The sequence below is a fragment of the Nocardia vaccinii NBRC 15922 genome, assembly GCF_001613305.1.
GTDB lineage: Bacteria > Actinomycetota > Actinomycetes > Mycobacteriales > Mycobacteriaceae > Nocardia > Nocardia vaccinii.
Genome location: NZ_BDCC01000035.1, coordinates 68,843 through 95,658, shown reverse-complemented (window position 1 = coordinate 95,658; position 26,816 = coordinate 68,843). Strand labels below are relative to the sequence as shown.

Genomic DNA, 26,816 nt, shown 5'->3' with positions numbered 1-26,816 from the left:
GCACATATGAAGAACTCCCAGCGCCACACGGCATCGGCGAGCCCGCACAGTCTTCGGACGAGGCGGGCGGATGCCGGAACCACCCCCGGAACGGAGGCCGGGGCCCCAGACGAGGGGACGGCCAGGGAGCAGACCTCCGCAACATGAAGGAAATGCCATATGGCACGTCTGATGGGCGTCGACCTCCCGCGCGAGAAGCGCATGGAGATCGCACTGACCTACATTTTCGGTATCGGTCGTACCCGTTCCAAGGAGATCCTCGCGGCCACGGGCGTCAGCCCCGACCTGCGTTCGAAGGATCTCTCCGACGACGACGTCACCCGGTTGCGCGATTACATCGAGGCGTCGGACCTCAAGGTGGAGGGTGACCTGCGCCGCGAGGTGCAGGCCGACATCCGCCGCAAGATCGAGATCGGCTGCTACCAGGGCATCCGCCACCGTCGCCACCTTCCGGTGCGCGGTCAGCGGACCAAGACCAATGCGCGCACGCGCAAGGGTCCGAAGAAGACCGTCGCCGGCAAGAAGAAGTAGGGGATATAACCGATGCCTCCGAAGAGCCGGACCTCCGGCCCCAAGAAGACCCAGAAGTCGCGGCGCAGGGACAAGAAGAACGTCCCGCACGGCCACGCGCACATCAAGTCCACGTTCAACAACACCATCGTGTCGATCACCGACCCCGAGGGCAACGTCATCTCGTGGGCGTCCTCGGGCCACGTCGGCTTCAAGGGTTCGCGCAAGTCGACCCCGTTCGCCGCGCAGCTCGCCGCCGAGAACGCTGCCCGCAAGGCGCAGGAGAACGGCGTCAAGAAGGTCGACGTGTTCGTCAAGGGCCCGGGTTCGGGCCGTGAGACCGCGATCCGCTCGCTGCAGGCCGCCGGCCTCGAGGTGGGCACGATCTCCGACGTCACCCCGCAGCCGCACAACGGCTGCCGTCCGCCCAAGCGGCGTCGCGTCTAGCGGGAAAGGATTTAGCGAAAAATGGCTCGTTATACAGGCCCCATCACCCGCAAGTCGCGTCGTCTGCGCGTCGACCTCGTCGGAGGCGACCAGGCGTTCGAGCGTCGTCCTTACCCGCCCGGCCAGCACGGCCGCGCGCGGATCAAGGAGTCCGAGTACCTGATGCAGCTGCAGGAGAAGCAGAAGGCTCGCTTCTCCTACGGCGTCATGGAGAAGCAGTTCCGCCGGTACTACGAAGAGGCGAACCGCCAGAAGGGCAAGACGGGTGACAACCTGCTGCGCCTGCTGGAGTCGCGTCTGGACAACGTCGTGTACCGCGCCGGTCTGGCCCGCACCCGTCGGCAGGCCCGTCAGCTCGTCTCGCACGGCCACTTCCTGGTGAACGGCAAGAAGGTCGACGTTCCCAGCTTCCAGGTAAGCCAGTACGACATCATCGATGTCAAGGAGAAGTCGCTGCCGACGCTGCCGTTCCAGGTGGCTCGCGAGACCATCGGCGACCGTCCGAACGCCGGCTGGCTGCAGGTCGTGCCGAACCGGCTGCGGATCCTGGTGCACCAGCTGCCCGAGCGCGCGCAGATCGACGTGCCGCTGAACGAACAGCTCATCGTCGAGTACTACTCGAAGTAAGGCGTTACACACGCCGCTGGTGGGAGGCCGCGTTCCGCGGAATGCGGTCTCCCGCAACCCCAGTCGTGGGCGTCAAATAGCGGGCGCCCCTGAAGGAGGAGATCCTCATGCTGATTTCACAGCGACCGACGCTGACCGAAGAGGTTATCGCCGAGAACCGTTCGAAGTTCACCATCGAACCGCTCGAGCCGGGCTTCGGCTACACCCTCGGCAACTCACTGCGCCGCACCCTGCTGTCGAGCATCCCGGGTGCTGCTGTCACCAGCATCCGCATCGACGGCGTGCTGCACGAGTTCACCACCGTCCCGGGCGTGAAGGAGGATGTCACCGACATCATCCTGAACCTCAAGGGCCTGGTCGTGTCGTCCGAGGAGGACGAGCCGGTCACCATGTACGTGCGCAAGTCGGGCCCCGGCGCGGTCATCGCCGGTGACATCGTTCCCCCGGCGGGCGTGACCGTGCACAACCCGGATATGCACATCGCGACCCTGAACGACAAGGGCAAGCTGGAGATCGAGCTCGTGGTCGAGCGCGGTCGCGGTTACGTCCCGGCCGTGCAGAACAAGGCGTCGGGTGCGGAGATCGGCCGGATTCCGGTCGACTCGATCTACTCTCCGGTGCTGAAGGTGACCTACAAGGTCGAGGCGACCCGTGTCGAGCAGCGTACCGACTTCGACCGGCTCATCCTGGACGTCGAGACCAAGAACTCGATCTCCCCGCGGGATGCGCTGGCCTCTGCCGGTAAGACCCTGGTCGAATTGTTCGGGCTCGCACGGGAGTTGAACGTAGAGGCCGAAGGGATCGAGATCGGGCCCAGCCCGGCCGAGGCGGATCACATCGCCTCGTTCGCGCTGCCGATCGAGGACCTGGACCTGACCGTGCGGTCGTACAACTGCCTCAAGCGCGAGGGTGTGCACACCGTGGGTGAGCTGGTCGCGCGCACCGAGTCGGATCTACTGGACATCCGCAACTTCGGGCAGAAGTCCATCGACGAGGTCAAGGTCAAGCTGCACTCGCTGGGCCTGTCGCTCAAGGACAGCCCGGCCTCCTTCGATCCTTCCAGCGTCGTCGGCTACGACGCCGCCACGGGCACCTGGAGCGACAGCGGCACGTTCAGCGACACCGACAACGGCGAGCAGGACTACGCCGAAACCGAACAGCTCTAGGCCGTACGGGGCAGCGTCCCCCGGGGCCTTTCCTCCCGGCGTGAACGACGGGCCCGAAGGCGGTAGCGAAGCGTAACCGCCGTAGGGCCCCGAGAACGCCGGAATCCAACACAGGAGAATTAACCAATGCCCAAGCCCAAGAAGGGTGCTCGCTTCGGCGGGTCGGCGTCGCACCAGAAGGCGATCTTCGCCAATCTGGCGCAGGCGCTCTTCGAGCACGGTCGGATCACGACCACCGAGGCCAAGGCCAAGGCGCTGCGCCCGTACGCCGAGAAGCTCGTCACCAAGGCGAAGGCCGGCACCCTCGCCGACCGTCGCGAGGTGCTCAAGGTGATCCGCAACAAGGATGTCGTGCACGAACTCTTCGCGACCATCGGACCGTCGTTCGAGGGCCGTGAGGGTGGTTACACCCGGATCATCAAGACCGTCCCGCGCAAGGGTGACAACGCGCCCATGGCGATCATCGAGCTGATCCGCGAGAAGACCGTCACCAACGAGGCCGATCGTGCCCGCCGGGTCGCCGCGTCGCAGAAGGCCAAGACCGAGGAGGCCCCCGTGGCCGAGGCGGTTGCCGAGACCGAGGCGGCTGCCGAGACCGAGCCTGCGGCCGAGGCCGCTGCCGAATCCACGGAGACTTCCGCGGACGCCGAAAAGAGCGAGTAGAAGCTCGGGTGCATGAGTAAGCCCGCCGTCCCCTCCGGGTCGGCGGGCTTATTCGTCATTATCTTCCGGAATTCCATCGTGCAGGAGGGAAGGAAGTCAAGTTAACCAGGAGATTCCTGTGACCATGTCCGATTCGTCCGGGCGGACTGTTGCAATTCGGGTACGGCTGGACGTGGCCTACGACGGCACCGATTTCACCGGATGGGCACGTCAGCCGGGGTTGCGCACGGTGCAGGGCGTGTTGGAGGAGTCGCTGGGCAAGGTGCTGCGGGAGCCGATCCAGCTGACCGTCGCGGGCCGCACCGACGCCGGGGTGCACGCCGAGGGACAGGTGGCGCATTTCGATACCACCGCCGAATTCGACGTGGACAAATTGCTGCACCGGCTCGCGCGATTCCTGCCGAAGGACGTGCGCGTCACCGGAATCCGGCCCGTCCCAGCCGAATTCGACGCCCGCTTCTCGGCGATCCGCCGCCATTACATCTACCGGCTGACCACCGCGCCCTACGGTGCGTCACCGCTGCAGGCCCGCAGCGTGGTCCCGTGCCGTCCGGTGGACCTGGACGCGATGCGCGAGGCATCGCGAAAGTTGTTGGGCCTGCACGATTTCGCCGCATTCTGCCGTCGCAGGGAGGGCGCGACCACCGTCCGCGAACTCCAGCGCTTCGACTGGGACCGGACCGGCGACCTGTTGACCGCACACGTCACCGCCGACGCCTTCTGCTGGTCCATGGTCCGCAGCCTGGTCGGTGGCGCCCTCGCGGTGGGCGAGGGCCGCCGCACCCCGGACTGGCCGGCCTCCCTGCTCGAGGAACGCACCCGCTCCAGCGCCGTCACCGTCGCTCCTGCCCACGGCCTGAGCCTCGTCGCCGTCGACTACCCCGCCGACGAGGACCTGGCCACCCGCAACGCACAGACCCGAGAGATGCGCACAGTACCCAGCGCGCAGGGCTGCTGCGGCGAGTAGGGCCGACTGGCCCCTGCCTCGGGATCGCGCCGCCGACGGACGGGTGGGCTGGGTCAATTCGCCTGGCGGACAGCTGATGTCAGTGCGGTGATCAATTGCCGGACGGTGTTCTCGATCGGGCACAGGAACAGGCCGGCGAGTCGGGTGTACGGCCACAGGGCTATGGCCGAAACGACCGTGAGGGCCCTGAACCGGTAGAGCAGCGGGGCGTGGGTCATCACGGCGGGCCGCGGGTCGAGGCTGAACAGCGAGGGGAACCAGACGAACAGGGTGCGTGCGGCGATATCGTGGGAGCCGGTGGATTTCGGGTCGAAGATCACCAGGACGCCCGACAGGATCGCGACGGCCAGGATCGGCAGGGTGATGCGGTCGGCGAAGGTGACCGGGCGGGTGGAGCCGGCCACCATGGTGGGCAACAACAGCAGGACGGCGCCGGTCAATGCGATCGGCGCGGCGATCACCTCGCTGACGAAGACGACCTGGGCGATGCTGACAGTGGATCCGAAATGTGCACGGCTGAGCAATATTTGGCCGATGCGCGGGATCAGAACGACGAGGATGCCGACGCGGAACAACCACAGACCGGTCCGTGACACGTCGGTCCGGCCCCCGGCGACGCCGGACCGGAATCGATCGTGCCGCCAACGCCACCAGTGGCCCAGGCCGAAGGAGGCGAACGCGAGGTAGGGGACGACGAGCCAAACCAACGTTGTCATGAGATTTCTCGGTGCCCTCCGGAGGCGACCATGCTGGTCCGCCGTTCGCGACAAGCCTATGCCGCCGTGGGCGGAATCCGAAGCGCCGGTGGGAAATATCCGACAGTCCTCGGCGTGGGCCGGTACGCGCGGACTGCCTGCGCCGACTCGCTTCGCGGGGTGCTCGTGCGCAGCCGGGAGAAGATGGCAGACTCGGCACCCATGAGTCCGGTGAGCCGTGGCCGTAAAGGCAGGGAGAACAAGCGAGAAGAGGTGCGCGGGAGCGATGCGGAGGTCGTCGAGTACGACGATCTCGGCGTCACCGCGATGATGGCCGAGGTCGTCGCACGGATAGCCGAATTCGAGCAGGTGGACGAGCCGGTGGACGGAGAGTATCTGGCGGCGGGCCTGCTCTCGGTCGGTTACGGGGAGAGCGCGGACTATCTGGAGGTCTTCGTGCGACTGTTCGCCGACCGGGCCGAGGAAATGGCGACGCCGGGTGCGTTGGCCTTCCTGCGCTGCGTCACGGCGCTCACCGAGGAGCCCTCGCGCTCGATCGCCCGCGAGGCCGGTGATCGGCTCGCCGCGGCCGGTGTCGTCCCGCCCGCCTGGGTCCCCGAACTGAACGAACCGCTCACCGCGGGCGAATTCGTCCGCTGGGCCGACGTGGAGGGCACGGGTGCGACCTTGTTCGGCAGCTTCTCGCGGGCGGGCCGCACGGACGGCTTCCTGATCTTCGTGGACGACGAGAATTGCGGCGCCGCATACGATTTGGCCCCGTTCGTCGGTGAGGGCCTGACCGAGTCGCGGCGGCTCACCGATGAACAGGAACCCGCCGACGAGGAGCCCATGACCCCCGGCGAATTCCGCTGGCAGGTGCAGGCGGCGCTGGACGCCCGCATGCTGCACGATCGCGGTGCGCGCGAGGCGGGCGTGGAATGGGAGGAGCCCGAGGAGGACGACGCGATTCCGCACGAGGTCGCCGAGGTGGTGGTGCGGGCGCGCCTGGCGACCCTGCCCGCCGCGGGCAAACCGCTTCCGATCCACGTGCATCCGGAATTCGAGGCGGGGATGGTGTAGTTGGACCTCGACCGGGTGGAATACGCGCCGGAGTGCCGGAGTTCACCTCCGATATGACGATTCGTGGACTCGGCCGGTTCGGGGTGTGGCGCTACTACGGGGCAGTGACTCCGGACGAGGCAAAGGAATTGGAAGGGCTGGGGTACGGCTCGATCTGGCTGGGCGGATCGCCCGCCGCCGATCTGCCGGTGGTGGAGTCGCTGCTGGAGGCGACGGAGAATCTGCTCATCGGCACCAGCATCGTGAACGTGTGGAGCGCTCCCGCGCAGGAGACCGCGGAGTCCTTCCATCGGATCGATAAGCGTTTCCCGGGCCGTTTCATCCTCGGTATCGGGATCGGGCATCCCGAGCACGACAACGACTATCGCAAGCCGTACGACGTTCTGGTGGAGTATCTCGACGTGCTCGATCAGGCCGGTGTGCCCAAGGAACAGCGGGCCCTGGCCGCGCTCGGCCCTCGGGTGCTGAAGCTGGCGCGGGACCGCACGGCCGGAGCGCTGCCCTATCTGACCACACCGCAGCACTCGCGCGAGGCACGCGAGATCCTGGGCCCCGACAGTCTGCTCGTGGCCGAGCACAAGATCGTGCTGGACACCGACCCGGCCACCGCGCGTCCGGTCGGCCGCGGGGTCGTGAAGTTCTACCTCGGGCTGCGGAACTACGTCGCCAACCTGCGTCGTCTCGGCTTCAGCGAAGAGGATCTGACCACCCCTGGCACCGACCGTCTGGTCGACGCACTGGCCCTGCACGGCACTGCGGAGCAGATCGCGGCGGGCCTGACCGAACACCTGACCGCGGGCGCCGACCATGTGGCCATCCAGCCGCTGGGTGACGACTACATCGGAACTCTGCGCACGTTGGCCGCCGTACTCGCCTGATCCGCGCACCGCACCGCCGCCGTGCCGATATCCCCGGCGGCGGTGCGGTAGCCGTATGCGGGCCGTCCGAGCCACCGCCTCGCCCGGCTGTCCGGCCGATCCGTTCGACTGTGACCCGACTGCCTGCGGTGTCGGTCCGCCCATCGGTCCGGGATCACCGCGCGACGGAGTTGGCCGCGCCGGGCGCGGCACCGGCGCGGCGGGGCCTGTGATCGCGGGCGCTCAGGAACGGACGAGCCGGGCGATGGCGTCGGTGGCCTCTTTGATCTTCTCCTCGGCCTCGGGTCCGCCGCGGACGGCAGCGTCGACGACGCAGTGGCTGATGTGATCCTCGAGCAGGCCCATCGCCACCGCCTGCAGGGCCTTGGTCATGGCCGAGACCTGGGTGAGGATATCGATGCAGTACTTCTCCTCCTCGACCATGCGCTGCAGGCCGCGGGCCTGGCCCTCGATGCGGCGCAGGCGCTTGAGGTAATCGTCCTTCGCGGTGATGTACCCGTGTCCGGCGTGCTCGTGACCCGGCGCCGTCTCCGCCGTGGTGATGTCGTCCTCGGTCACCGGATCTTCCTCTTCTCCCAGCCCGTCGAGCCTGCCGTGCGATACCCCACCAGGGTACATGCTGGTGAGAGCGGTCGCGCCCCGGTTTCCGGCCTCGGCATGCGGGTGCGCGAGAATCGGCGGATGAGTTCGGTTCCCCGGCCCGCGCTGGCCATCATCGGCGGCAGCGGCTTCTACGATTTCTTCGGCGACGATGCGCTGAGCCTCGAGGTCGATACGCCCTATGGTGCGCCCAGCGCGCCGATCACCGTCGGCGAGGTCGAGGGGCGGCAGGTCGCATTCGTCCCGCGACACGGACGCAAACACGAATTCTCCCCGCATACCGTGCCCTATCAGGCGAATCTGTGGGCGCTGCGGTCGATCGGCGTACGGCGGATCCTCGCGCCCTGCGCGGTGGGCAGCCTGCGCGCGGACTGGGGGCCGGGCACGGTCGCGGTGCCCGATCAGCTGGTGGACCGCACGTCCGGGCGGCCGCAGACCTTCTTCGACAACGGCGGCGTCCACATCTCCTTCGCCGACCCCTACTGCGATGAATTGCGCAGTGCGGCAATTCGGTCCGAGGTTCCCGAACTGCCGCTGAAATCGACCGCGACGATGGTCGTCGTGCAGGGGCCGAGGTTCTCCACCCGCGCCGAGAGCCGCTGGTTCGCCGGACAGGGCTGGGAACTGGTCAACATGACCGGATTCCCGGAGGCGGTCCTGGCTCGCGAGCTCGAAATGTGTTATGCGGCAATCGCTCTGGTGACAGATCTGGATGCCGGCCTGGAGTCGGGCGAAGGGGTCAGCGCCGCTGCCGTTTTCGCCGCGTTCGAGCAGAATCTGGTGCCGTTCAAGGCACTCGTGCGACACGCGGTCGCGGCGGTCGCGGACACCGACACCTGTGCGAGCTGCCGTGTTCATGCCGGTGTCGCGTTGCCCTTCGAACTACCCTGATGCCATGGGTGTACCGTCGCAGGCTTCGGTTCCGGCGGCGGTCGCACCGATCTTCATGCGGGGGATTCGCGGACCGATGGAGATGACATGCGGGTATTGCTGACCGGGGCGGCGGGATTCATCGGACTGCACGTGCGCGGCACGCTCACCGACGCAGGGCACGAGGTGGTCGCCCTGGACGCGCTGCTGGAATCCGTGCACGGACCCGATCCGCTCCCGCCCGAGGGCATCGTGCGCGCGGATATCCGCGATCCGGACGCACTCGATTCGCTGCTGCGCGGCATCGACGTGGTCGTTCACCTGGCCGCCGCGATCCCGCCCGGATCCTCGGCCGGGGGCGGTAGCGGCTCGTCGATGGGGGTGCAGGGCCCGCCCGGACTGCCCCGGGAGAACACCGGTTCGGCGGCGAGCACGGGCGCGGCGAGTGCGGTGCGGCCGGGTGGCCCGAATGTGCAGCGCGCCCCGGTGTTCGCCGCGCACAACGATTTCGGCACCGCGGTCCTGCTGGCCGCGATGGAACGCGCCGGAACCCGCCGGCTGGTGCTCGCCTCCTCGGTGTCGGTGTACGGAGAGGGCCGGTATCGCGGAGTGCGCAGCGGGCCCTTCTTTCCGGGGGTGCGCCGCCGGGCCGATCTGGACCGCGGCATGTTCGACCATCGCGCGCCGCGCTCGGGGGAGATCCTGACCTGGGAACCGGTCGGCGAGGACGCCCCGCTGCGGCCCCGGACCGGTTATGCGGCGAGTAAAGCGGCACAGGAGAATTACGCGATGGCGTGGGGTGCGGCCACCGGCGCGGGCGTCACGGTGCTGCGGTATCACCACGTGTACGGCAACCCGATGCGCGAGAATGCCGCGCTGAGTGCGCATTCCGGGGTCGCGGCGCGATTCCGGGCGGAGCTGGCCGCCGGACGCGCGCCGTACGTCTTCGAGGATGGCGGACAGGTGCGGGATTTCGTCCACGTCCGGGATATCGCGGCCGCCACGGCCGCGGTCGTGGCGCGTCCGCTGTCCGGATTCGTCCCGCTCAATATCGCGTCCGGACATCCGATCACATTGTGGGAAGTGGCCTCGATCATGTCCCGGGCTCTCGGCGGGCCGGACCCCGTCGTGAGCGGCCAGTATCGGATCACCGACGCCCGGCATATCGTCGCCGATCCGCAACGCGCGCGGCGCACAGTGGATTTCAGCGCCGTCGTGGCTCCCGCGCAGGGGTTGGCCGAGTACGCCGCGACTCGCGTGCATCCCTGACCGGGAGCGTCAGTACACCTCGAAGCGGACCAGGGCGAAACGCGGCGGGCCGTCCTCGGGGGCGCCGTGCGGCAGGGGACTGATCTCCGCGTCGACCCGTAGCCAGCCGCCGTCCGTGCCGGCCAGGCGAAGTCCGGACAGCGTCCGGTTGAGTTTGCCCGCTCGAACGTCCTTGCGGGCCTCGCGGATTCGGTCGAGGTCGTCCGGATGGGGCAGGGTGCGCTCCTCGACGTCACCGGACCAGAGCAAGCCGGGTATCGGTCCGCTGATCCAGCGCAGCACGCGCACCTGCTCGGTGTCCACGACCGCCAGATACAGGCCCGGATTGGCGTTGATGAGCGTGTCCACCGTCGCGGCCTCGAACGATTTGGGTTGCGGCGGAACGCTGTCGGTGATGTCGACGAGCAGTCCTCGCCAGCGGCCCGGATTCGCATCGTCGCTGCGGGCCGCGGTCATCAGGGTGCGCAGGCCCCCGGGGGTGCGGACGGTCATCTCACCCAGCCAGCGCGCGCCGGGCTCCGACTGCGCCATGGTCGCCACCCAGTCGAGTGCATCGTCGAAACGTTCGACATGCTCGTAGGTTTCGGCCCCGGTCCACACCGACCGGCCGCGATCGAAATCCGGCCCGAGGCCGGCGGAGACGACCTCGAGCCGCCGATCGTCGTTCGTGTACAGATACGGCGCGGCCGGTGTCGGCGCGGTATCGCCCTCGCCCACCCGGATGTGCACGGCGTACCCGCGATCATCCGGTCCGACAACGGGAACGGCTCGCACGCGCTGCTGCGACCAGGCGTGCCGGGACTTGGGCAGGATCCGCTCGACCGGCTCACCGCTCGCGTGAGCCGCGGCGATCACCGGGAGCGCCGGGCCGGGGACCGCGCGCACCAACGACTTCCACTTTCGCGGCGCGGTGCCCACGGCGACCAGGGACCAGGTCCCGGGCGCGCCGAGCGTCTCGACGAGCAGCCATGCTGTAATTTCTGCCTCCGTATCTTTTGGCCTCCGCTTCGCTCCGGCGGGCCGGGGCCCTATCAACCCCGGTCCTTCCCTCCTTCGCTCCCAGTCCAGGACCGGGGCGGGCCCCGACCTTGGGGTGGGCGTTGTTCAGGGTGGGCGGAACTCAGGTGTCTTCGAGGTTCGCGGTGCTGATGAATACCGAGCTCTGCTTCGTCCGGTACAGAATCGACCCTGGTGTCGGTCTCGTTCAAATCACCCGCGGTTTCGCTGAGCTGGACCACCGTGTTCGGAAGGTGCTCGGGTCAGCAGTAACCCGTCGAGGTGCGTGTTCAGCGGTACCGGGTGCGATCGTCCTATTGTTCGTAGTGTCCGGTCCGGACGTGGGCCGGATGCGTCACCGCGATGGTTCGCACGCCGGGATCGCGCGGTGGGTGCGGTTAGGCTCGCTGACATGGATACTCCGCTGCGGCTCGAGGTGATCGTCGCCAGTGTGCGGCCGGGGCGGTTCGCGCCGGTCGTCGCCGACTGGTTTCTACGGATCGTGCGAGCCGACGACCGGTTCGACGTCGGTGTCATAGATCTGCTGCACACCCCGTTGCCGGTGGATCTCACCGAGTCGCCCGAGGTCGACGCGTATCGCGAACGGCTCTCCGCCGCCGATGCTTTCGTCGTGATTACCTCGGAATACAACCACGGCTATCCGGCCGCGCTCAAGACCGCCCTGGACACCGCCAAACGCGAATGGCGTGCCAAGCCGATCGGGTTCGTCGGTTACGGCGGGCTCTCGGGCGGTCTGCGGGCCATCGAACAATTGCGTCAGGTGGTGGCCGAGGTGCATATGGTCTCGATCCGCGAATCGGTCAGCTTCCATCAGGCCAAGCGCGCCTTCGATGCCGACGGTGAGACCCGCGACGGCGCGGCGGTCGACGCGGCACACCGGCTGCTGCGCCAGCTCGCTTGGTGGGCAGGGCATTTGCGGGAGGCGCGCGGCGCCGACCCGTATCCCGGCTGATCCTTCGTACCTGGGATCGGGCGTGATTCGGGTGCTCTGCGGGCGCTCGCGACTCAGCTAAACGGACAATTGTCCGGTACGGTCGTTTCGTGATCGAACGATTCTCGGAGGTATCTCGATGAGTGGACTGGACGGCAAGGTGGTGGCCATCACCGGAGCCAGTAGCGGTATCGGTGCGGCGACCGCGACGGAGCTGGCCTCGCGCGGGGCGGCCGTGGTACTCGGCGCGCGGCGGACCGACCGGCTCGAGGAGTTGGTGACGCGCATCCGGGCCGCGGGCGGGCGCGCGGAGATGGTGGCGGTCGACGTCACGCGGCGAGCCGATCTCGAGGCTCTGGTGACATCGGCGGTGAACCGCTTCGGTCGCCTGGACGTGCTGGTGAGCAATGCGGGCGTCGCCCGGATCGCGCCCGTGCGGGCGCTGGACCTCGACGACTGGGACGCCATGATCGACGTCAATGTGCGCGGTGTGCTGCACGGAATCGCCGCCGCGCTGCCGGTGTTCCGCGATCAGGGCCGCGGCCACTTCGTCACCACCATTTCGACGTCCGGACTCAAGATCGTGCCGACCCAGGCGGTCTACGCGGGAACCAAGAACGCCGTGCGCACGCTGCTGGAGGCGCTGCGTCAGGAATCCACCGACGGCGTCGTGCGCACGACTTCGGTCTCGCCCGGGTTCGTCCGCACCGAACTCGTGGACCACATCGACGATCCCGGTCAGCGTGAGCAGGCGCAGCAGGCGATGGCGACATTGGGCATCAGTCCCGGCGCCGTGGCGCGCGCCATCGCCTTCGCGATCGAACAGCCCGACGACGTGGAAATCGGCGATATCACCATCCGGCCCACCCGACAGGGCTGAGCGGCCCGCTAGCCGTGGGCCATCGCCCGGCGCTGCTGTTGCTGCTGCTGACCGCGGGGCGAGCCGATATAGGTGGACTCGCGCGGAATGGAGACCAGGCTCAGATCGACCTGGGTGGTACCGGTGCGCAGGATGACGTGATTGCCGATCGCGCCGGGCTGGTGGATCTGCAGATCGGGTTTGGTTGCGGGCCAGCCCATCGGATCGCCCGTCACGTAGATGGTGGTGACACCGGCGTGCGGTGCGGGGGCCAGGACCCCGTCCACGACCGCGGCGGTGAACGACGCATCGCTCTGGTGGGTCTCCACCGCGATGGTGAGCCGTTCCGGATTGCCGATGGTGCTGACCAACTGCTCCCACGCGCCCGGCCGGTCGGTGCGGACCAGGATGCGCTCGCCGACCGCCAGCGCGCGGAACACCAACTGCTGCGCCAGATACAGTTCGCCGGCCACGTATACCGTCGAAATACCTTGTCCGACAAGGCGAATCGCGACACCGTTGCCCTCGGCGTCGGAACCGATCAGCTGACCGCAGCCGGAGGAGGGCAGATGCAGCGCGTCGATCACGTCGATCGGGAACTCCGCGACCGGCACCGTATCGTCGACGTCCGGAATCCCGATCGGGAAGTGCGCCAACAGATTCTGCCGATGCCGTCCGCTCATCGAGACCATGCCCTTGCGCTTGATCTGCTCGGGCATCTCGCGGGCGGTCAGCCGCCAGGCCGCGCCGATGTTGACCGTCTCGGCCGAACTACCCGGTCGCAGCCGCACCGCGACGGTGGTGCCGCGCGAGGGCGGCACCCACAGTTGGGCGAGCAGATCCGAGCCCAGGCGTTTGGGATCGACCGCGGCGCCGATGTTCACGCCGTTGCCGAGTTCGGCGTACCGCCACCGGTGGGTCAGGGTGCGCGGATCGATTCCGGTGCTGATCTGCAGAACCGCCTGCCGGATCTCCGGTGCGGTGAGCACGCGCGAATAGCAGTCCGCATCCTCGAGCGCGCGCACGATTCGCTGGGTGGCCACGGTGACCGCGCGGCACGCGCCCTCGGTGCCGCCGCCGCGCCGGTCCGCGGCATCCGGGCAGGCCAGGGCATCGAAGCTGATGGCGAGCCACACCGTGCGGTGCGCGGTCGCGGGCAGCGGGCCCAGCAGCGATTCGTAGATCGGCCCGGCCGGGGTGCCCGAGCGGCTGCGGTGGCCGTGGCTGATGATGTCGATACCGCTGAGCAGGATGTCGTGCTGGTTCAGGCATTGCGCCAGTTCGGGCATCGGCAGCAGGTGCGAGGCGTGCACGGTACTGCGGTCGATCCGGGTCAGCCCGCCGCGCGGGGGCAGCACCTCGACCACCGCCACCACCCGGCTGCCCTCCCAGAACAACCCGAGCGATCGGCCGTCCGGACCACGGAAATCGATGGTGTCGCCGATCTCGTACTCACGTTGGGTCGAGAAGCGCCAGATCGTGGCGATCCAGGAGGCGATGGTGCGCTTGCCGAACGGGATCAGCAGCAGCAGACCAGCCACGATCGCCGCGCCCAGCGCGTACCAACCCGGCAGGCGCACGGCCAATACCACCAGCGCGACCACGAGGCCGAGCAACTGTGCGGCGAGCAGATTCGACAGCGTGATCCGCCCGAGAAGCGGGCGCCTGTTCGCCCCGCTGGGTTCGGCCATCGTGGTCCCCCATGTACCCGGTGTCGGCCAGATTCGATGGCCGAGCTGAACTGAAGTCCCCGTGAACTGTACTGTGTTCCACGAACGCGAGCACTGTTCGGGGGAGGACTCATGCCTTCAAGACCCACAACTCGGTGGCAGGTAAGCGGGTATCGCTTCCTCGTACGCCGCATGGAGCACGCCCTGGTGCGCCGGGATGTGCGAATGTTGCACGACCCCATGCGCTCTCAGTCGCGCGCCTACACCGTCGGACTCATTCTCGGCGTAGTGGCGCTCGCCGGTTGTGCGGTCCTCGCGTTGCTCAAACCGCAGGGCTCGATCGGAAACAGCAAGATTCTGATGGGCAAGGAATCCGGTCAGATCTACGCGGTGATCGACGGAACCGTCCATCCCGCACTGAATCTGGCCTCCGCGCGCCTCGCCGTCGGCGATGCCTCCAGCCCGGCCAGTGTGAAGGAATCGCAGCTGTCCAGCATGCCGATGGGCGCCTTGATCGGCATCCCCGGTGCGCCCTCGCTGCTCACCTTCGACAACAGCGGTAAAGGCCGGCAGTGGACGGTCTGCGATGAGCTCAAGACCGACGGAAGCAACACCCTGACCACCACTGCGGTGGCGGGTGGTCTGACGTTGGGTGACAAGGGCTCTGGTCTGCCCAAGAACAGCGCGCTGCTGGTGCAGGGCAAGGACGCTACTTATCTCGTTTACGACAATAAGCGTGCCCGGATCAACATGAACTCCCGTCCGGTCACTGACGCACTGCAGATCACCGGGGTCACGCCGCGTCCGATCAGCCAAGGGCTGCTCAACTCCATTCCGGAGGTACTGCCGATCGAGGTTCCGAACATTACCGATCCGGGAGGTCCATCGGCCCTGGACGGTCACCGTAACGGCGACGTCATGAAGCTCACCACCGGTAATGAGTATTTCGTCGCGCTGAGCAACGGCATCCAGAAGATATCGTCACTGACCGCCGACATCATCCGTCACTGGAATTCCACATCGGGCAACGACGAGCTGCAACCGTCCGACTACTCTCGCACGAATATTGTCAACAGCCTTCCGGTGCAGGACTATCCGGACACTGCTCCCACGGTCATCGACTCGAAGGACCAACCGGTCGAGTGCATGTCCTGGAAGCCGCTGAGTTCCGCGGACAACTCCGACGGAAGTAAGCACGCCGAATTGTCCGTGATAACCGGCCATGCGCTACCCATCCCAGATAGATCCAAGCCGGTCCGCCTGGCCCAGGCCGACAGCTCGGGCAGTGACAAGGCCGACCAGTTCTATGCCACCCCGGGTACGGGAATCCTGGTGCAGACCACCGGAATCGAGCCGGACAGCCAGCGCAAGGACGCCGTATTCTTCATCTCCGACACCGGCGTTCGCTACGGCCTGAAGGACGCCGACGCCGAGAAGGCACTCGGAATGGATTCCGCCAAAACCAAGTACGAGCCCGCGCCGTGGCCGATCGTCGGCCTGCTGGCTTCCGGCCCGGCCCTGTCCCGGCAGGACGCGATGGTCGCCCACGACGGCGTCGCACCGGACTCCGACCCGGCCAAGACGCTGGTCTCCCCGACCTCGGCGGCGGCCTCGAACTGATCGAAGTCGCCGGCGGGACACCAGGTTCCGGACAACCTTCAGATGCGAACGAGCGCACGGTCACCCACCGGTGACCGTGCGCTCGTTTCGTCTCGGAGTCATTTCGGCGGCCCGGTGTCGATCGCGCGAATTACCCAGCCCGGCAGCGGGGTTCGCGGAGGTTCCGGGTTATGCCTACCGGATCGCGTTCACGTGGCCGGTATCGTTTCGTGGGGCCCGGTGTCCGCCCCGAATTTCACGCCCTTGGCCTCCTTGCCCACCGCGGTCAATATCGCCACCGCGATCAGCACCGGGACGATGGTGACCGCCAAGGCGAACGGATAGCCGTGGTGCTGGGCGAGACGTTCCTGGATGGGCAGATTCAGTGCGGCGAACAGATTGCCGAGTTGATAGGTGACTCCCGGATAGAACCCGCGAATGGCATCCGGTGACAACTCGGTCAGATGCGCCGGGATCACGCCCCAGGCGCCCTGCACCATCAGCTGCATGAGGAACGAGCCCAGGCACAGCATCGCCGCGGTCGTCGAATAGGCGAACAGCGGGACGATCGGCAGCCCGAGCACGGCGCAGAAGATGATGGTGTACCGGCGGCCGAAGCGTTCGGAGAGTGAGCCGAACAGCAGACCGCCCAGGATCGCGCCGATATTGTACACCACGGCAATCCATTTCGCGGTGACCGCGCTGATCGCCGCGCCGCCCTGGGCGTGCGGCGCGGACAGGAACGTCGGGTAGACGTCCTGGGTGCCGTGGCTCATCCAGTTGAACGCCGTCATCAGCAGGACCAGGTAGACGAACCGGCGCACGATGACCGGATTGCGGATGATGTCGCGAATCCTGGTCTGGGTCAACTTCATTCGTTCCTGGGTCCGCTCCCACGCCTCGGATTCCTCGGTGCGGGTACGGATGATCAGGATGATCAGCGCCGGGATGATGGACAGCGCGAACAGCCACCGCCAGGACAGTCCCGCCCAGTTGATGACCACCAGCGAGGCCAGCGAGGCGAGCAGATAGCCGAACGAATAACCCTCCTGCAGCAGCCCGGAGAAGAAACCGCGACGTTCGGTCGGGATCTTCTCCATCGCCAGCGCCGCGCCCAAGCCCCATTCACCGCCCATGCCGATGCCGTAGAGCATGCGCAGCACCACCAGCACCGTGAAGTTGGGCGAGAACGCGCACAGGAAGCCGATCACCGAATACATCGAGACGTTGACCATCAACGGAATGCGGCGGCCCACACGGTCGGCCCACATGCCGAACAACAACGCGCCGACCGGCCGCATGATCAATGTGGCCGTGGTCAGGAAGGCGACCTCGGCCTTGCTCATGTGATAGGTGTGCGCGATGTCGGCGTAGACGAAGACCACGAGGAAATAGTCGAAAGCGTCCATCGTCCAGCCGAGTTGGGCAGCGATGAACGAATTGCGTTGATCGGCGGTCAGCTTCGGTCTGGGTGCCTTGGGTACGGCGGTGGCCATGGAAATCCCTGCCCTCTTCTCAGGTGTACGGCGGGGTCATTCCGCTCGACCGCGCCGTAGCGCATTCTGCAACGCAGGGGCCTCGACGCAACTCGAGTTCGCCACGTTCGCTACCCTTCCGAACGGAATTTTTGGGCAGCGTTGGGGATAACTTGGCAAAGCCTTGGTTTTCGGCGTGTTCCACGCGAATCGGACAGGCCGATCCGGCGTCCGCCGCCGTGGCACGCCTGCACATGTGACCGTGTCCTCGGCCACCGCCGTGGCCACGGTCGAGCCGGGCGGCGCGACGCTGGTTCCTCGACGGGCGTAGCCGAACCCGCTGCCCGCACACCTTCAGTCGCGCATACCGAGCCTGCGGCGGATCGGGAACGATGCCAGATAACCCAGGATCAGCAGCACCGCGATGACGGCCGTACCGATCAGCGCGACGTTGCGGGCGGTGTTGTCCGGTGCCTTCGGCGGCGCCGGGACCGGCATCTGCCAGCTCTTGGCGGCGAACGGATGCTTGGGCGGAATCTGGGTGGGGACCTCGGCGGTCAGGGCGGCGACCGGATCGATCGCGCCGTAGCCGACGTAGGGGTTCCAGCCCTCGGCCGGTGCGTGTGCGGTGGCCTCGATGCGCTTGATCACGTCGAATGCGCTCAGGCGCGGGAACTTCTGGCGGACCAGTGCGGCGAGTCCGGCCACGTACGGGCTGGCGAAACTCGTTCCGGCCATTTCGGTCTGCTTGTTGCTCTCGATGAACGCGGTCGCGGTGCCCTTGCTGTTGGCCGAGCTGTAGTTGACGTCCAGCGAGGTGATCTTCTCGCCGGGCGCCGCGACGCCGACCCAGGGGCCGGGGACGGTGAACTTCGAGGCGGAGCCGGTGGCCGGATCGATGGCGCCGACCGAGAGCACGTAGTTGTCCCAGCGGGCGGGGGTAACGTTCTCGTTGACCCGGCTCCACATGTCCCCGTCGGGATCCGTCGGGTCCAGGACCGGATTGGTTCCCTTGCAGGCGTCGCTGTTACCCGCGGCCACCACCACGACGACATCCTTCTGGACCGCCGCGTACTGCACCGCCGCACCGATTTTCGCGTCCGACGGGGTGCCCGCGACGCAGTTGACCTCCGAGATGTTGATCACGCGAGCGCCCAGATCCGCGGCATGCCGGATCGCGGAGGCGAGGGAGTCCAGATCGCCGTAGCTGTTCTTCTCGATCTGCTCCTGGGTCTGCCCCTGGGACGCGCCCTTGACCTCGAAGTAGTTACTGGTCTGCCGGATCGCGATGATCCGGGCATCGGGTGCGATGCCCGCGAAACCCTGCCCGTTCACCCGGCCGGCGGCGATCAGGCCCGCGACCGCGGTGCCGTGGCCGTCGCAGTCCTGGGTTCCGTCGCCGTTGCTGACGTAGTCGCCCCCCGCGGCCAGGTTCTTCAGTCGCGGATTGCGGGCCACGCCGGTGTCGATGACCGCGACCGTCTGGCCCGCGCCGGTGGCGAACTTCCAGGCCTTGTCCAGCTCCAGGACCCGCTGCGCCTGCGGCACGGTCTGGCCCTCGCCGCCGGGAACGGTGCTCATGCACGGGGTGTTCGGCTTCGGCTCGGTGGTCTTGGTCGGATGCGGCGTGCCGTCCGCGGGCAGATCGGCCGGATTCACCGCGGGCGGCCGCTCGGCGAAAGCCGTTCCGGCGCCGACCGATCCGCTCAGTCCCAGCACCGCCGTCGCGGCGACAACGCGAATCGCGTTGCGTCCGAAAGTCTTCGGGTTCATCGCGCGACTCAGAGCGAGAGCGAGCGGATGATCGAATACAGATCGGCCACCCAGAAGGCCAGCGGCAGAATCGCGGCGACGAAGCCGTATTCGAGCAGTTCCACCGCGCGGCGCATGGGCGGGGTCGCGGTCTGGTTGGGCACCACCAGACCGCAGATCAGCGCCCCGATCAGCAGGATCATCGCCGCGCCGAACACCGCCAGCGGCTGGGACCGGGTGAAGGCCGCGCCGAGCATCACCGCCAGCAGGATCGCCGCGCCGCCGCCGATCAGCACCACGGCCAGTTCGGCGTTGGCGTAGGTCCGGCTGCGGAACAGCAGCACCACCGCCGAGACCAGCGCCAGCGCGATACCGGGCCAGAACGGGCTGTGCGCGCCGGGGTTGCAGCCGGCCAGCGCCCCGACCGCCGTGACCAGCGTGGTCGCGCCGACCATGCCGCCCAGGTACATTCGCGCCCGCTCGGACTTCTCGCGCAGCACCTCCATGGTCGGCAGCGCGCGGTGGTCGTCCGGGTCGTCCTCGGTCGGGTCGATCGGGGTGCCGGGCGATGGGACCGGCGGCAGCGGCAGCTTGGCCAGCAGCATCGACACCCGCGGCGCGAGCGACAGGGCGCCCAGGGCCAGTACGGCCGCGCCGGCTCCGATGGCCCGGGTCGGCTGCGAGGTCAGCAGGCCGACAAGCGCGGCCACGACCGCGAACAGCGACACCGTGGTCGCGCCGATGAACAGTGCCAGTCCGACGCCGCTGACCCGCCACGCCAATACCGCTGTCGCGCCGAACAACACCGACCCCAACAGGATGTTCGCCCAGCCGTAGTGCTGATGTTGCAGCGGTACCAGCAGCATGCCCGCGGCGAACGCGGCGGGCAGCGAACAACCGCCGACGACGATCGCCGTCGCGATATCCCCGTACATGCGGCTGAGCACCGTACCGGCCACGACCAGCAGGATCGTCAGGAAGGCCGCGACCGCGCCGGAGATCCAGCCGGGCATCGCATTCGGCGCGGCGAGCAGGCCGACGCAGCCGACGATCATGGTCAGCACGGCGATGACCGAACCGGAGATCCGCGCCATGCGCGGGGACCAGGAGCGGAAGTTGTCGCCGTCGGCGATGGCGACGTTGTACATGATGTCGTCGAACAGCGGCGTCGGCGCGACGTGGTCGGCGCTCTCGAGCATCAGCAGTTCGCCGTCGCGCACGCCCTGTTCGCCCAGGCTCAGCGAATTGGAGAAGGGCGGCTGCCCGATTCGGGCCAGCACCCATTCGGCGGGCTGGAATTGTTCACCGCTGGAATCGAAATCGTTGGTCCGGCTGTGCTGGGCGACCATGTCCACCACGCTGGGAATGACAAGTGCCACCGGAACATCCACCGGAATCGCCATGTCGACCTGCGTGTGCTTGGCCAGAATCGTCACCCGGGCGAGGTCCGGCGCCCGGACGATCCCCCGCGTCGAATCGTCTTCGATATGGCTCATTCGCGCATGCGTCACGCTGCCCCCAACTCCGTCTCTACCTGGTGTTTCCGCAAGCGCGCGAGTTGCGATCGCGCGGTTGGCCCGTGCAGAATGCCTCCCGAACTGTACGACATGTCGGCCGTGACCTCTACACTGAGGCCGCAGCACGCCGCCGAAGGGGGAGCTTCAGTCGATGAGCACAGTCCGTTTCCAGCGCCGACAGCGCCGGGAGGTGCCGCGTTCGCCCGGCGGCGAGGTCACGCTGCAGCCGCCTCCGGAGATCCCCCGCTCGATTCCCGGTGGCCTGCTCGGCAAGTTGATGCCGGTCGTGATGGTGGTCGGCATGGTCGGCATGATGGCGGTCATGTTCACCAAAAGTGGTGGCATAGGCTCGAATCCGACCGCGCTGATGTTCCCGATGATGATGGTCTTCTCGATGGTCGGCATGTTCACCCAAGGGGGTGGCAAGGGCCAGAAGGCGGCCGAGGCCAACGAGGACCGCAAGGACTATCTGCGTTACCTCGATCAGGTCCGCAAGGATGTCGACGAGACCGCGCGGCAGCAGCGGGCCGCGGTGGAGTGGAGTCATCCCGAGCCCGGCCTGGTCTGGATGCTCGCGGGCACCAGCCGCATGTGGGAGCGCCGCCCCGGCGACAAGGACTTCTGCCACGCCCGCATCGGTCTGGGCGGTCAGCGCCTGGCCACGCGCCTGGTGTCGCCGGAGACCGGTCCGGTCGAGGAGCTCGAGCCGATCGCCGCGGTCTCGCTGCGCCGCTTCGTGCGCACCCATTCCACCGTGCCGGATCTGGCCACGGCGATCGCCGTCAAGGGTTTCGCGACCATTCAGCTCAACGGCGACCGCGCCCAGGCTCGCGATATGACGCGCGCGATGTTGTTGCAGCTGTGCATGTTCCAGGCACCGGATCAGGTACTGGTCGCGGTGGTGTCCGGTGCGGACACGATCGCCGAGTGGGAGTGGACCAAATGGCTTCCGCACACCCAGCATCCGGAATCGCAGGACGGCGTCGGCGCGGAGCGCATGGTGTACGGCTCGGTCCGGGAGATGACCGCGGGCCTGAATCCCTTGGTGCACAACCGCGTTCGGTATTCGCGTAATCAACCGGCCAATCAGAATCTGACCCATATCGTCGTCGTGGTCGACGGCGGCCTGCTCGAGGCCGAAGAGGATGCGCTGCGCGAATCCGGCTACGAGGGCGTCACCATCATCGATCTGTGCAATTACGCTCCGCGCCTTGCGGTTTCGCGTGGTATCCAGATGGTGGTGGAGAACGGCGAATGCGTCGGCCGCGGCGCCACCGGCAATATGGAGCGTTTCGCGGTGATCGACCGGATCAGCGCGCGTCAGGCCGAGCAGGTCGCCCGTCGCCTCGCGCCGTTCCGGGTGGTCGCCCAGACCGGCGGGGAAACCGCCTCGGACGAGAATGCCGAGGCCATCACGTCCTGGGCGCAGATGCTCGGCCTCGGCGACATCGGCACGTTCAGCCCGGAGAGCCAGTGGAAGCCGCGCTACGGCCGGGAGCGGTTGCGGGTGCCCTTCGGCGTCGGCGCGGACGGGCTGCCGGTCTTCCTGGACATCAAGGAGGCCGCGGAGAACGGCATGGGCCCGCACGGCCTGTGCATCGGCGCGACCGGTTCGGGTAAGTCGGAATTCCTTCGCACCCTTGTGCTCTCGATGCTGGCGCTGCATTCGCCCGATCAGCTGAACCTGGTCCTGGTCGACTTCAAGGGTGGCGCGACCTTCCTCGGGCTCGAGGGCGTGCCGCACGTCGCGGCCGTCATCACCAACCTGGAGGAGGAGGCCGACCTGGTCGGCCGCATGCACGACGCCCTCGCCGGCGAGATGACCCGCCGCCAGGAACTGCTGCGCACGGCGGGCAACTTCGCCAACGTCGGCGAGTACGAGAAGGCGCGCGCCGCCGGCGCCGATCTGGACCCGCTGCCCGCGCTGTTCGTCGTGCTCGACGAGTTCTCCGAACTGCTGCAGCAGCATCCGGATTTCGCGGAGCTGTTCGTGATGATCGGCCGTCTTGGCCGTTCGCTGCAGGTGCACCTGCTGCTGGCCTCGCAGCGTCTGGAGGAGGGCAAGCTCAAGGGCCTGGAATCCCACCTGTCCTACCGGATCGGTCTGAAAACCTTCTCCGCCAACGAATCCCGACAGGTACTGGGTGTTCCGGACGCGTACAACCTGCCGCCCAGCCCGGGTGGCGGTTATCTGAAGGCCGGTGACGGTGAGATCCGGCGTTTCCAGGCTTCCTACGTCTCGGGGCCGTACGTCGGCGGTGGTTCGCAGCGCCAGGTCACCCAGGCGGGCATCGTCGGCGGTGAGATCGATATCCACGCTCGCGTTTTCACCGCCGGCCACGTGGATTTCCGCCCCAGCGACCACATTCCGGTGGCGGCCGAGCCGGAATTGATCCAGGAGGCCGTGAAGGGCGAGGACGGGGAGGAGATCTCCAACCTCGGCATGCTGGTCTCGCGCATCCGCGGGCACGGCCGTCCCGCGCACGAGATCTGGTTGCCGCCGCTGGACGAGGCGTCGACCATGGATCAGCTACTGCCGCGCTCCCTGCTGACCGGCGACATCCCGCAGGTCGCCTCACTGCGCGTGCCGATCGGCATCGTCGACCGCCCCTACCACCAGCGCCGCGATCCGTTCATGGTCGACCTGTCCGGCGTCGGCGGCAACGTGGCCGTGGTGGGCGGTCCGCAGTCGGGTAAGTCGACCGCGCTGCGCTCGCTGATCATGGCGATGTCGTTGAGCCACACCGCCGAACAGGTGCAGTTCTACTGCCTGGACTTCGGTGGCGGCACCCTGATCAGCCTGGAGGGCCTGCCGCACGTCGGTTCGGTCGCGGGTCGCCTGGACGAGGAGAAGGTGCGCCGCACACTGTCCGAGATGCACAGCATCGTGCGGGCCCGCGAGATGCGGTTCCGGCAGCTGGGCATCGAGTCCATGTCGGAATTCCGCCGACTGCGGGGCACCGATCCGGCCGGGAATTCGGCCGCGACCGGGGTGCAGGAGGACCCGTTCGGTGACGTCTTCCTGGTCATCGATGGCTTCAGCACCATCCGCCAGGACTTCGACTCGCTCGAACAGGGCATCATGAATCTGGCCGTGCAGGGTCTGTCGTACGGCGTGCACGTGATCATCGCGTTGAACCGGTGGGCCGAGGCGCGCCCGGCGCTCAAGGACCAGATCGGCACCCGCATCGAACTGCGTCTCGGTGATCCGATGGACTCCGATCTGGGTCGCAAGTTCGCCGCACTGGTTCCGAAGGGCCGTCCCGGCCGCGGTATGACGGCCGAGACCCTGCACATGCTGACCGCGCTGCCGCGTGTCGACGGCGATCCGAATCCGGAGACGCTCAGTACCGGTGTGGCCCAGGCGGTTGCGGCGTTGCAGCAGATGACCCCGGGCCGTCCGGCCCCCCGGGTGCGCATGCTGCCCGAGCGGCTGGAACGTCAGGAACTCCTGCGCCTGTCCGGAAACTGGGCGGGCGATCCGTCGCAGAAGTGCATGCGGTTTCCCATCGGTATCAACGAATCCGAGCTGGCCCCGGCGTATATCGACTTCAACGTCAGCCCGCACTTCGTCATCGTGGGTGATTCCGAATCGGGTAAGACCACCCTGTTGCGCTCGATCGCGGAGGGCATCATCTCCTCGAACACCCCGGAGCAGGCGCGCATCATCATGGGCGACTACCGCCGCAGCATGCTGGGCCTGCTCCCGCAGCAGTACATGGCCGGGTACGGTTCCACCGCACCACAGTTCATGCAGAACATGGCAGACCTCGCGGCTTATGTGGAGAAGCGCACACCCGGCCCGGACGTGACGCCGCAGCAGTTGCGGGACAGGTCCTGGTGGGACGGTCCCGAGTTGTACGTCCTGGTCGACGACTACGATCTGGTCGCCACCTCCAGCGGCAACCCGGTGCAGGCGCTGCTCGAAAGTCTCGCGCACGCACGCGATCTCGGTTTCCACGTGATCATCGCCCGACGTTCGGGCGGCGCCAGCCGCGCGATGTACGAGCCGGTGATCGGGCGCATGAAGGACCTCGGCTCGGCAGGCCTGATCATGAGCGGCAGCCGTGACGAGGGTGTGCTGTGGGGCAACGCCCGTCCGTCGGCGATGCCGGCCGGACGCGGCATCTACGTCACCCGTAACGGCGAGGAACTCATCCAGACCGGATGGATGCCGCTCGTCTGATGTCAACTGTGGACATAGTGCTGACCGACACGCGAGTGTGGGCGCGCAGCGAGTCGACGCACTGGGATGGTCCGCCATCGATCGTCCCGGCCAGTGATGACCGGAGTTTCGTTGTCGGAGAACAGCTTCGGCCGCAGTACCCGGCGGTGTCGATGGTCCGGATGGCCGCGGCCGACCGGATCGCCTTCGCCCCGGCGTTGCCGACGGTCACCGATGCCTGGGCGGTGACGCTGGGCGCGGTGCTGACCAATCTGCAATTGCCCACGCCCTGTGAGCAACTCACCATCGTCGGCCCTTCGGCCTGGGGGCGTCGGCGGCGGGCCGCGCTGGAGACCGCGGCCCGGCGACTGGTATCGCAGGTGACGGTCGAGCCGCTGGCGCGGCGCGCGGCATCGCTGGAAGCCAGTACCGCGCAGCAGCAGCGGATCGCCGTCCTGGAACTCGACCCGCTCTGCACCACCGTGACGCTGATCGGCCGGTCCGGGCAGGACACCTGGATCGAAGCGGGTGAATTCGAACCGTCCGTCGGCCTGGCCGACGTCGAGGAGGGCCACGGCATGCCCGGCGTCGTCGGCGTTATCGCCCGGCTGCTCGCCGGGCAGGCCCCGACCTATCTGCTGGCCCTCGGCGTGACGGACCGGGGCCTGCTCGACGCGCTGGCCGCAACCCTGGCCGAACAGTGCGGATTCCCGGTCGACGTGCGGCCGCTCACCGGTGTCGAACTGATCCGCGGCGCGCATCCCGGGATGCCGATGCCCATCGCGCAGACCGCCCAACCGGCTGGTGCGCAGGGCTCCCGGTCGGCGCGGACGGAGTTCGATTCGCTGCACGAGCACGCGCTGGCCACCCAGCCGCCGCGGCAGGGGCCGAATCGATTGCTCATCGCCGCTGCCGCGGTGATCGCGTTGCTGCTCGTCGGCGTGGGTGTAACGGTCGCGCTGACCCGTTCCGGCTCGTCCCACACCACCACCGCGGCCGAATCCGCCGGTCCGTCGACGACTCCGGCCGCGGCGACCAGCGTGTCCCGGCCGACCACGCAGACCTTCGGCCGGGTCCAGGCGCAGATCCCCGCCGGCTGGCATATCGCCTCGCGCCTCGGCGACCGCGTCGACGTATCCCCGGACAACGGTGCGCGCCAACGCATCACGCTGATGCAGAAGACCCTCAATCCGGGCGCCGGTCTGGACGACGTCGCCGAGACCCTGGACGCGCAGATCAAACGCCGCCCGGCAGGTCAGGTCAGTGACCTGCAGCGCAACGCGGTCTTCGGCGACCGCCCCGGCCTGTCCTACGAGGAATCCCCCGGCGACGGCACCACCGTCCGCTGGCAGATTCTCGTGGACTCCGGCCTGCAAGCCAGCGTCGGGTGTCAGTACGCCCAAGGCAACTGGCAGCCCCTGTCCGCCCCTTGCGAACAGTTCGTCCACACCCTGCGCATCACCGGATGAGCACCACCCGACCAGGTGGGTAGTACACCGACGTCGTTCGCGGACTTCGGCACGCACAGTTCTTGTCCTGCCCCGCAACCGAAGTCGGCAGCCGTATCAGGCGAGGGTCCCTTTCCGGCAGGGAGTGCCGGTGTGCATGTTGGCGGTGGCACCGGCAATGACCGCGTCGAGCCGGTTTCGGGTGTGTGCGAGGTCCGCGATGCGCCGGGCGATGTGATCACGCTCCATGGCCAGGCGGGCGAGCAGTTCGGGTGTCGCCTGGCCGTCGACGACGCACGGCGTGAGCTCGGCGATGGTCTTACTGGACAGACCAGCGGTATACAGCTCCTGGATCAGGCGGATCCGGTCGACGGCGGTTTCCGGATAGTGGCGCTGCCCGCTGTCGCTGCGCTCGGCGGTGAGCAGGTTCTGCTCCTCGTAGTACCGCAGCGCACGAGGAGTGACGCCGGTCCGGCGGGCGAGTTCTCCGATGCGCATTCTCAGCTCCATATGACCTTCGACACAACAGCTTGCCTCTGACGCCAACGTCAACTTTTAGCGTATTCGGCGTGCCCCTGCACCGGGATTCCGCCTGAACCGCCGCACGCATC

The 26,816-nt window shown here is 67.6% G+C and carries 23 protein-coding genes; 15 read left to right on the top strand and 8 right to left on the bottom strand.

The window, feature by feature from the left end; all coding sequences use genetic code 11:
• Positions 1-159: 159 nt before the first annotated feature.
• From rpsM to truA, 6 genes are all read left to right on the top strand, one after another.
• Entirely contained in the window at positions 160-531 is a 372-nt protein-coding gene (gene rpsM, locus NV1_RS23360; protein WP_067895101.1) for a 30S ribosomal protein S13, read from the top strand.
• 12 nt (positions 532-543) lie between these two features.
• A complete protein-coding gene (gene rpsK, locus NV1_RS23355; protein WP_040818607.1) occupies positions 544-957 on the top strand; it encodes a 30S ribosomal protein S11 in 414 nt (137 codons plus the stop codon).
• Between the two features lie 21 nt (positions 958-978).
• The gene (gene rpsD / locus NV1_RS23350; protein ID WP_040818609.1) at positions 979-1,584 is read left to right on the top strand and encodes a 30S ribosomal protein S4; all 606 of its coding nucleotides are present in this window, start codon (positions 979-981) and stop codon (positions 1,582-1,584) included.
• Between the two features lie 107 nt (positions 1,585-1,691).
• On the top strand, positions 1,692-2,750 hold the full coding sequence (locus tag NV1_RS23345; RefSeq protein ID WP_040818611.1) for a DNA-directed RNA polymerase subunit alpha: 1,059 nt from the start codon (positions 1,692-1,694) through the stop codon (positions 2,748-2,750).
• Positions 2,751-2,876: 126 nt separating this feature from the next.
• Positions 2,877-3,413, top strand: a complete 537-nt coding sequence (rplQ, locus tag NV1_RS23340; RefSeq protein WP_067895098.1) for a 50S ribosomal protein L17 — start codon at positions 2,877-2,879, stop codon at positions 3,411-3,413.
• Positions 3,414-3,537: 124 nt separating this feature from the next.
• Positions 3,538-4,380 carry a tRNA pseudouridine(38-40) synthase TruA gene (gene truA / locus NV1_RS23335; protein ID WP_067895095.1) on the top strand — a complete coding sequence of 281 codons (843 nt, stop codon included), beginning with the start codon at positions 3,538-3,540 and terminating at the stop codon, positions 4,378-4,380.
• A gap of 53 nt (positions 4,381-4,433) precedes the next feature.
• Here the strand turns inward: truA and NV1_RS44630 are convergent, their stop codons facing one another.
• A complete protein-coding gene (locus NV1_RS44630) occupies positions 4,434-5,096 on the bottom strand; it encodes a respiratory nitrate reductase subunit gamma (protein ID WP_067895092.1) in 663 nt (220 codons plus the stop codon).
• Between the two features lie 201 nt (positions 5,097-5,297).
• Between NV1_RS44630 and NV1_RS44625 the strand changes: the two genes are divergently transcribed.
• Together NV1_RS44625 and NV1_RS23320 are read left to right on the top strand one after the other, a co-directional pair.
• Positions 5,298-6,155 (top strand): hypothetical protein, encoded by an 858-nt coding sequence (locus NV1_RS44625; protein WP_169813386.1) that lies wholly within the window; start codon positions 5,298-5,300, stop codon positions 6,153-6,155.
• Between the two features lie 53 nt (positions 6,156-6,208).
• Complete coding sequence (locus tag NV1_RS23320; protein ID WP_067895433.1) at positions 6,209-7,033, top strand: LLM class F420-dependent oxidoreductase; 825 nt, start codon at positions 6,209-6,211, stop codon at positions 7,031-7,033.
• A 222-nt stretch (positions 7,034-7,255) separates the two neighbouring features.
• Here NV1_RS23320 and NV1_RS23315 read toward each other — a convergent pair whose 3' ends face one another.
• Entirely contained in the window at positions 7,256-7,591 is a 336-nt protein-coding gene (locus NV1_RS23315) for a metal-sensitive transcriptional regulator (RefSeq protein ID WP_067895086.1), read from the bottom strand.
• Between the two features lie 123 nt (positions 7,592-7,714).
• Between NV1_RS23315 and NV1_RS23310 the strand changes: the two genes are divergently transcribed.
• Entirely contained in the window at positions 7,715-8,524 is an 810-nt protein-coding gene (locus tag NV1_RS23310; RefSeq protein ID WP_067895430.1) for an S-methyl-5'-thioadenosine phosphorylase, read from the top strand.
• Positions 8,525-8,611: 87 nt separating this feature from the next.
• A complete protein-coding gene (locus NV1_RS23305) occupies positions 8,612-9,772 on the top strand; it encodes an NAD-dependent epimerase/dehydratase family protein (protein ID WP_067895083.1) in 1,161 nt (386 codons plus the stop codon).
• 9 nt (positions 9,773-9,781) lie between these two features.
• Here the strand turns inward: NV1_RS23305 and NV1_RS23300 are convergent, their stop codons facing one another.
• The gene (locus NV1_RS23300) at positions 9,782-10,807 is read right to left on the bottom strand and encodes a GAF domain-containing protein (protein WP_281181879.1); all 1,026 of its coding nucleotides are present in this window, start codon (positions 10,805-10,807) and stop codon (positions 9,782-9,784) included.
• A 373-nt stretch (positions 10,808-11,180) separates the two neighbouring features.
• On the opposite strand from NV1_RS23300, the gene NV1_RS23295 reads away from it, so the two are divergent.
• Both NV1_RS23295 and NV1_RS23290 read left to right on the top strand, forming a co-directional pair.
• A complete protein-coding gene (locus NV1_RS23295; protein ID WP_067895080.1) occupies positions 11,181-11,741 on the top strand; it encodes an NADPH-dependent FMN reductase in 561 nt (186 codons plus the stop codon).
• Between the two features lie 118 nt (positions 11,742-11,859).
• Positions 11,860-12,600 carry an SDR family oxidoreductase gene (locus NV1_RS23290; protein ID WP_067895078.1) on the top strand — a complete coding sequence of 247 codons (741 nt, stop codon included), beginning with the start codon at positions 11,860-11,862 and terminating at the stop codon, positions 12,598-12,600.
• Between the two features lie 8 nt (positions 12,601-12,608).
• Here the strand turns inward: NV1_RS23290 and eccE are convergent, their stop codons facing one another.
• Positions 12,609-14,270 (bottom strand): type VII secretion protein EccE, encoded by a 1,662-nt coding sequence (gene eccE / locus NV1_RS23285; protein WP_067895075.1) that lies wholly within the window; start codon positions 14,268-14,270, stop codon positions 12,609-12,611.
• 111 nt (positions 14,271-14,381) lie between these two features.
• On the opposite strand from eccE, the gene eccB reads away from it, so the two are divergent.
• Complete coding sequence (gene eccB / locus NV1_RS23280; RefSeq protein ID WP_084525678.1) at positions 14,382-15,869, top strand: type VII secretion protein EccB; 1,488 nt, start codon at positions 14,382-14,384, stop codon at positions 15,867-15,869.
• A 188-nt stretch (positions 15,870-16,057) separates the two neighbouring features.
• Here eccB and NV1_RS23275 read toward each other — a convergent pair whose 3' ends face one another.
• From NV1_RS23275 to eccD, 3 genes are all read right to left on the bottom strand, one after another.
• Positions 16,058-17,344 (bottom strand): MFS transporter, encoded by a 1,287-nt coding sequence (locus tag NV1_RS23275; RefSeq protein WP_157117286.1) that lies wholly within the window; start codon positions 17,342-17,344, stop codon positions 16,058-16,060.
• Positions 17,345-17,677: 333 nt separating this feature from the next.
• Positions 17,678-19,096 (bottom strand): type VII secretion-associated serine protease mycosin, encoded by a 1,419-nt coding sequence (mycP, locus tag NV1_RS23270; RefSeq protein WP_067895069.1) that lies wholly within the window; start codon positions 19,094-19,096, stop codon positions 17,678-17,680.
• Between the two features lie 8 nt (positions 19,097-19,104).
• Positions 19,105-20,571, bottom strand: coding sequence for a type VII secretion integral membrane protein EccD (gene eccD, locus NV1_RS23265; protein WP_245713877.1), 1,467 nt, complete (start codon positions 20,569-20,571; stop codon positions 19,105-19,107).
• 172 nt (positions 20,572-20,743) lie between these two features.
• On the opposite strand from eccD, the gene eccCa reads away from it, so the two are divergent.
• Positions 20,744-24,778 (top strand): type VII secretion protein EccCa, encoded by a 4,035-nt coding sequence (gene eccCa / locus NV1_RS23260; RefSeq protein WP_067895062.1) that lies wholly within the window; start codon positions 20,744-20,746, stop codon positions 24,776-24,778.
• Positions 24,778-26,226: a type VII secretion-associated protein gene (locus tag NV1_RS23255; RefSeq protein ID WP_157117284.1), complete on the top strand. Its 1,449-nt coding sequence runs from the start codon at positions 24,778-24,780 to the stop codon at positions 26,224-26,226. The genes eccCa and NV1_RS23255 overlap by 1 nt, the downstream gene beginning before the upstream one ends.
• A gap of 96 nt (positions 26,227-26,322) precedes the next feature.
• Here the strand turns inward: NV1_RS23255 and NV1_RS23250 are convergent, their stop codons facing one another.
• Complete coding sequence (locus tag NV1_RS23250; RefSeq protein ID WP_067895419.1) at positions 26,323-26,703, bottom strand: MerR family transcriptional regulator; 381 nt, start codon at positions 26,701-26,703, stop codon at positions 26,323-26,325.
• Positions 26,704-26,816: the final 113 nt, after the last annotated feature.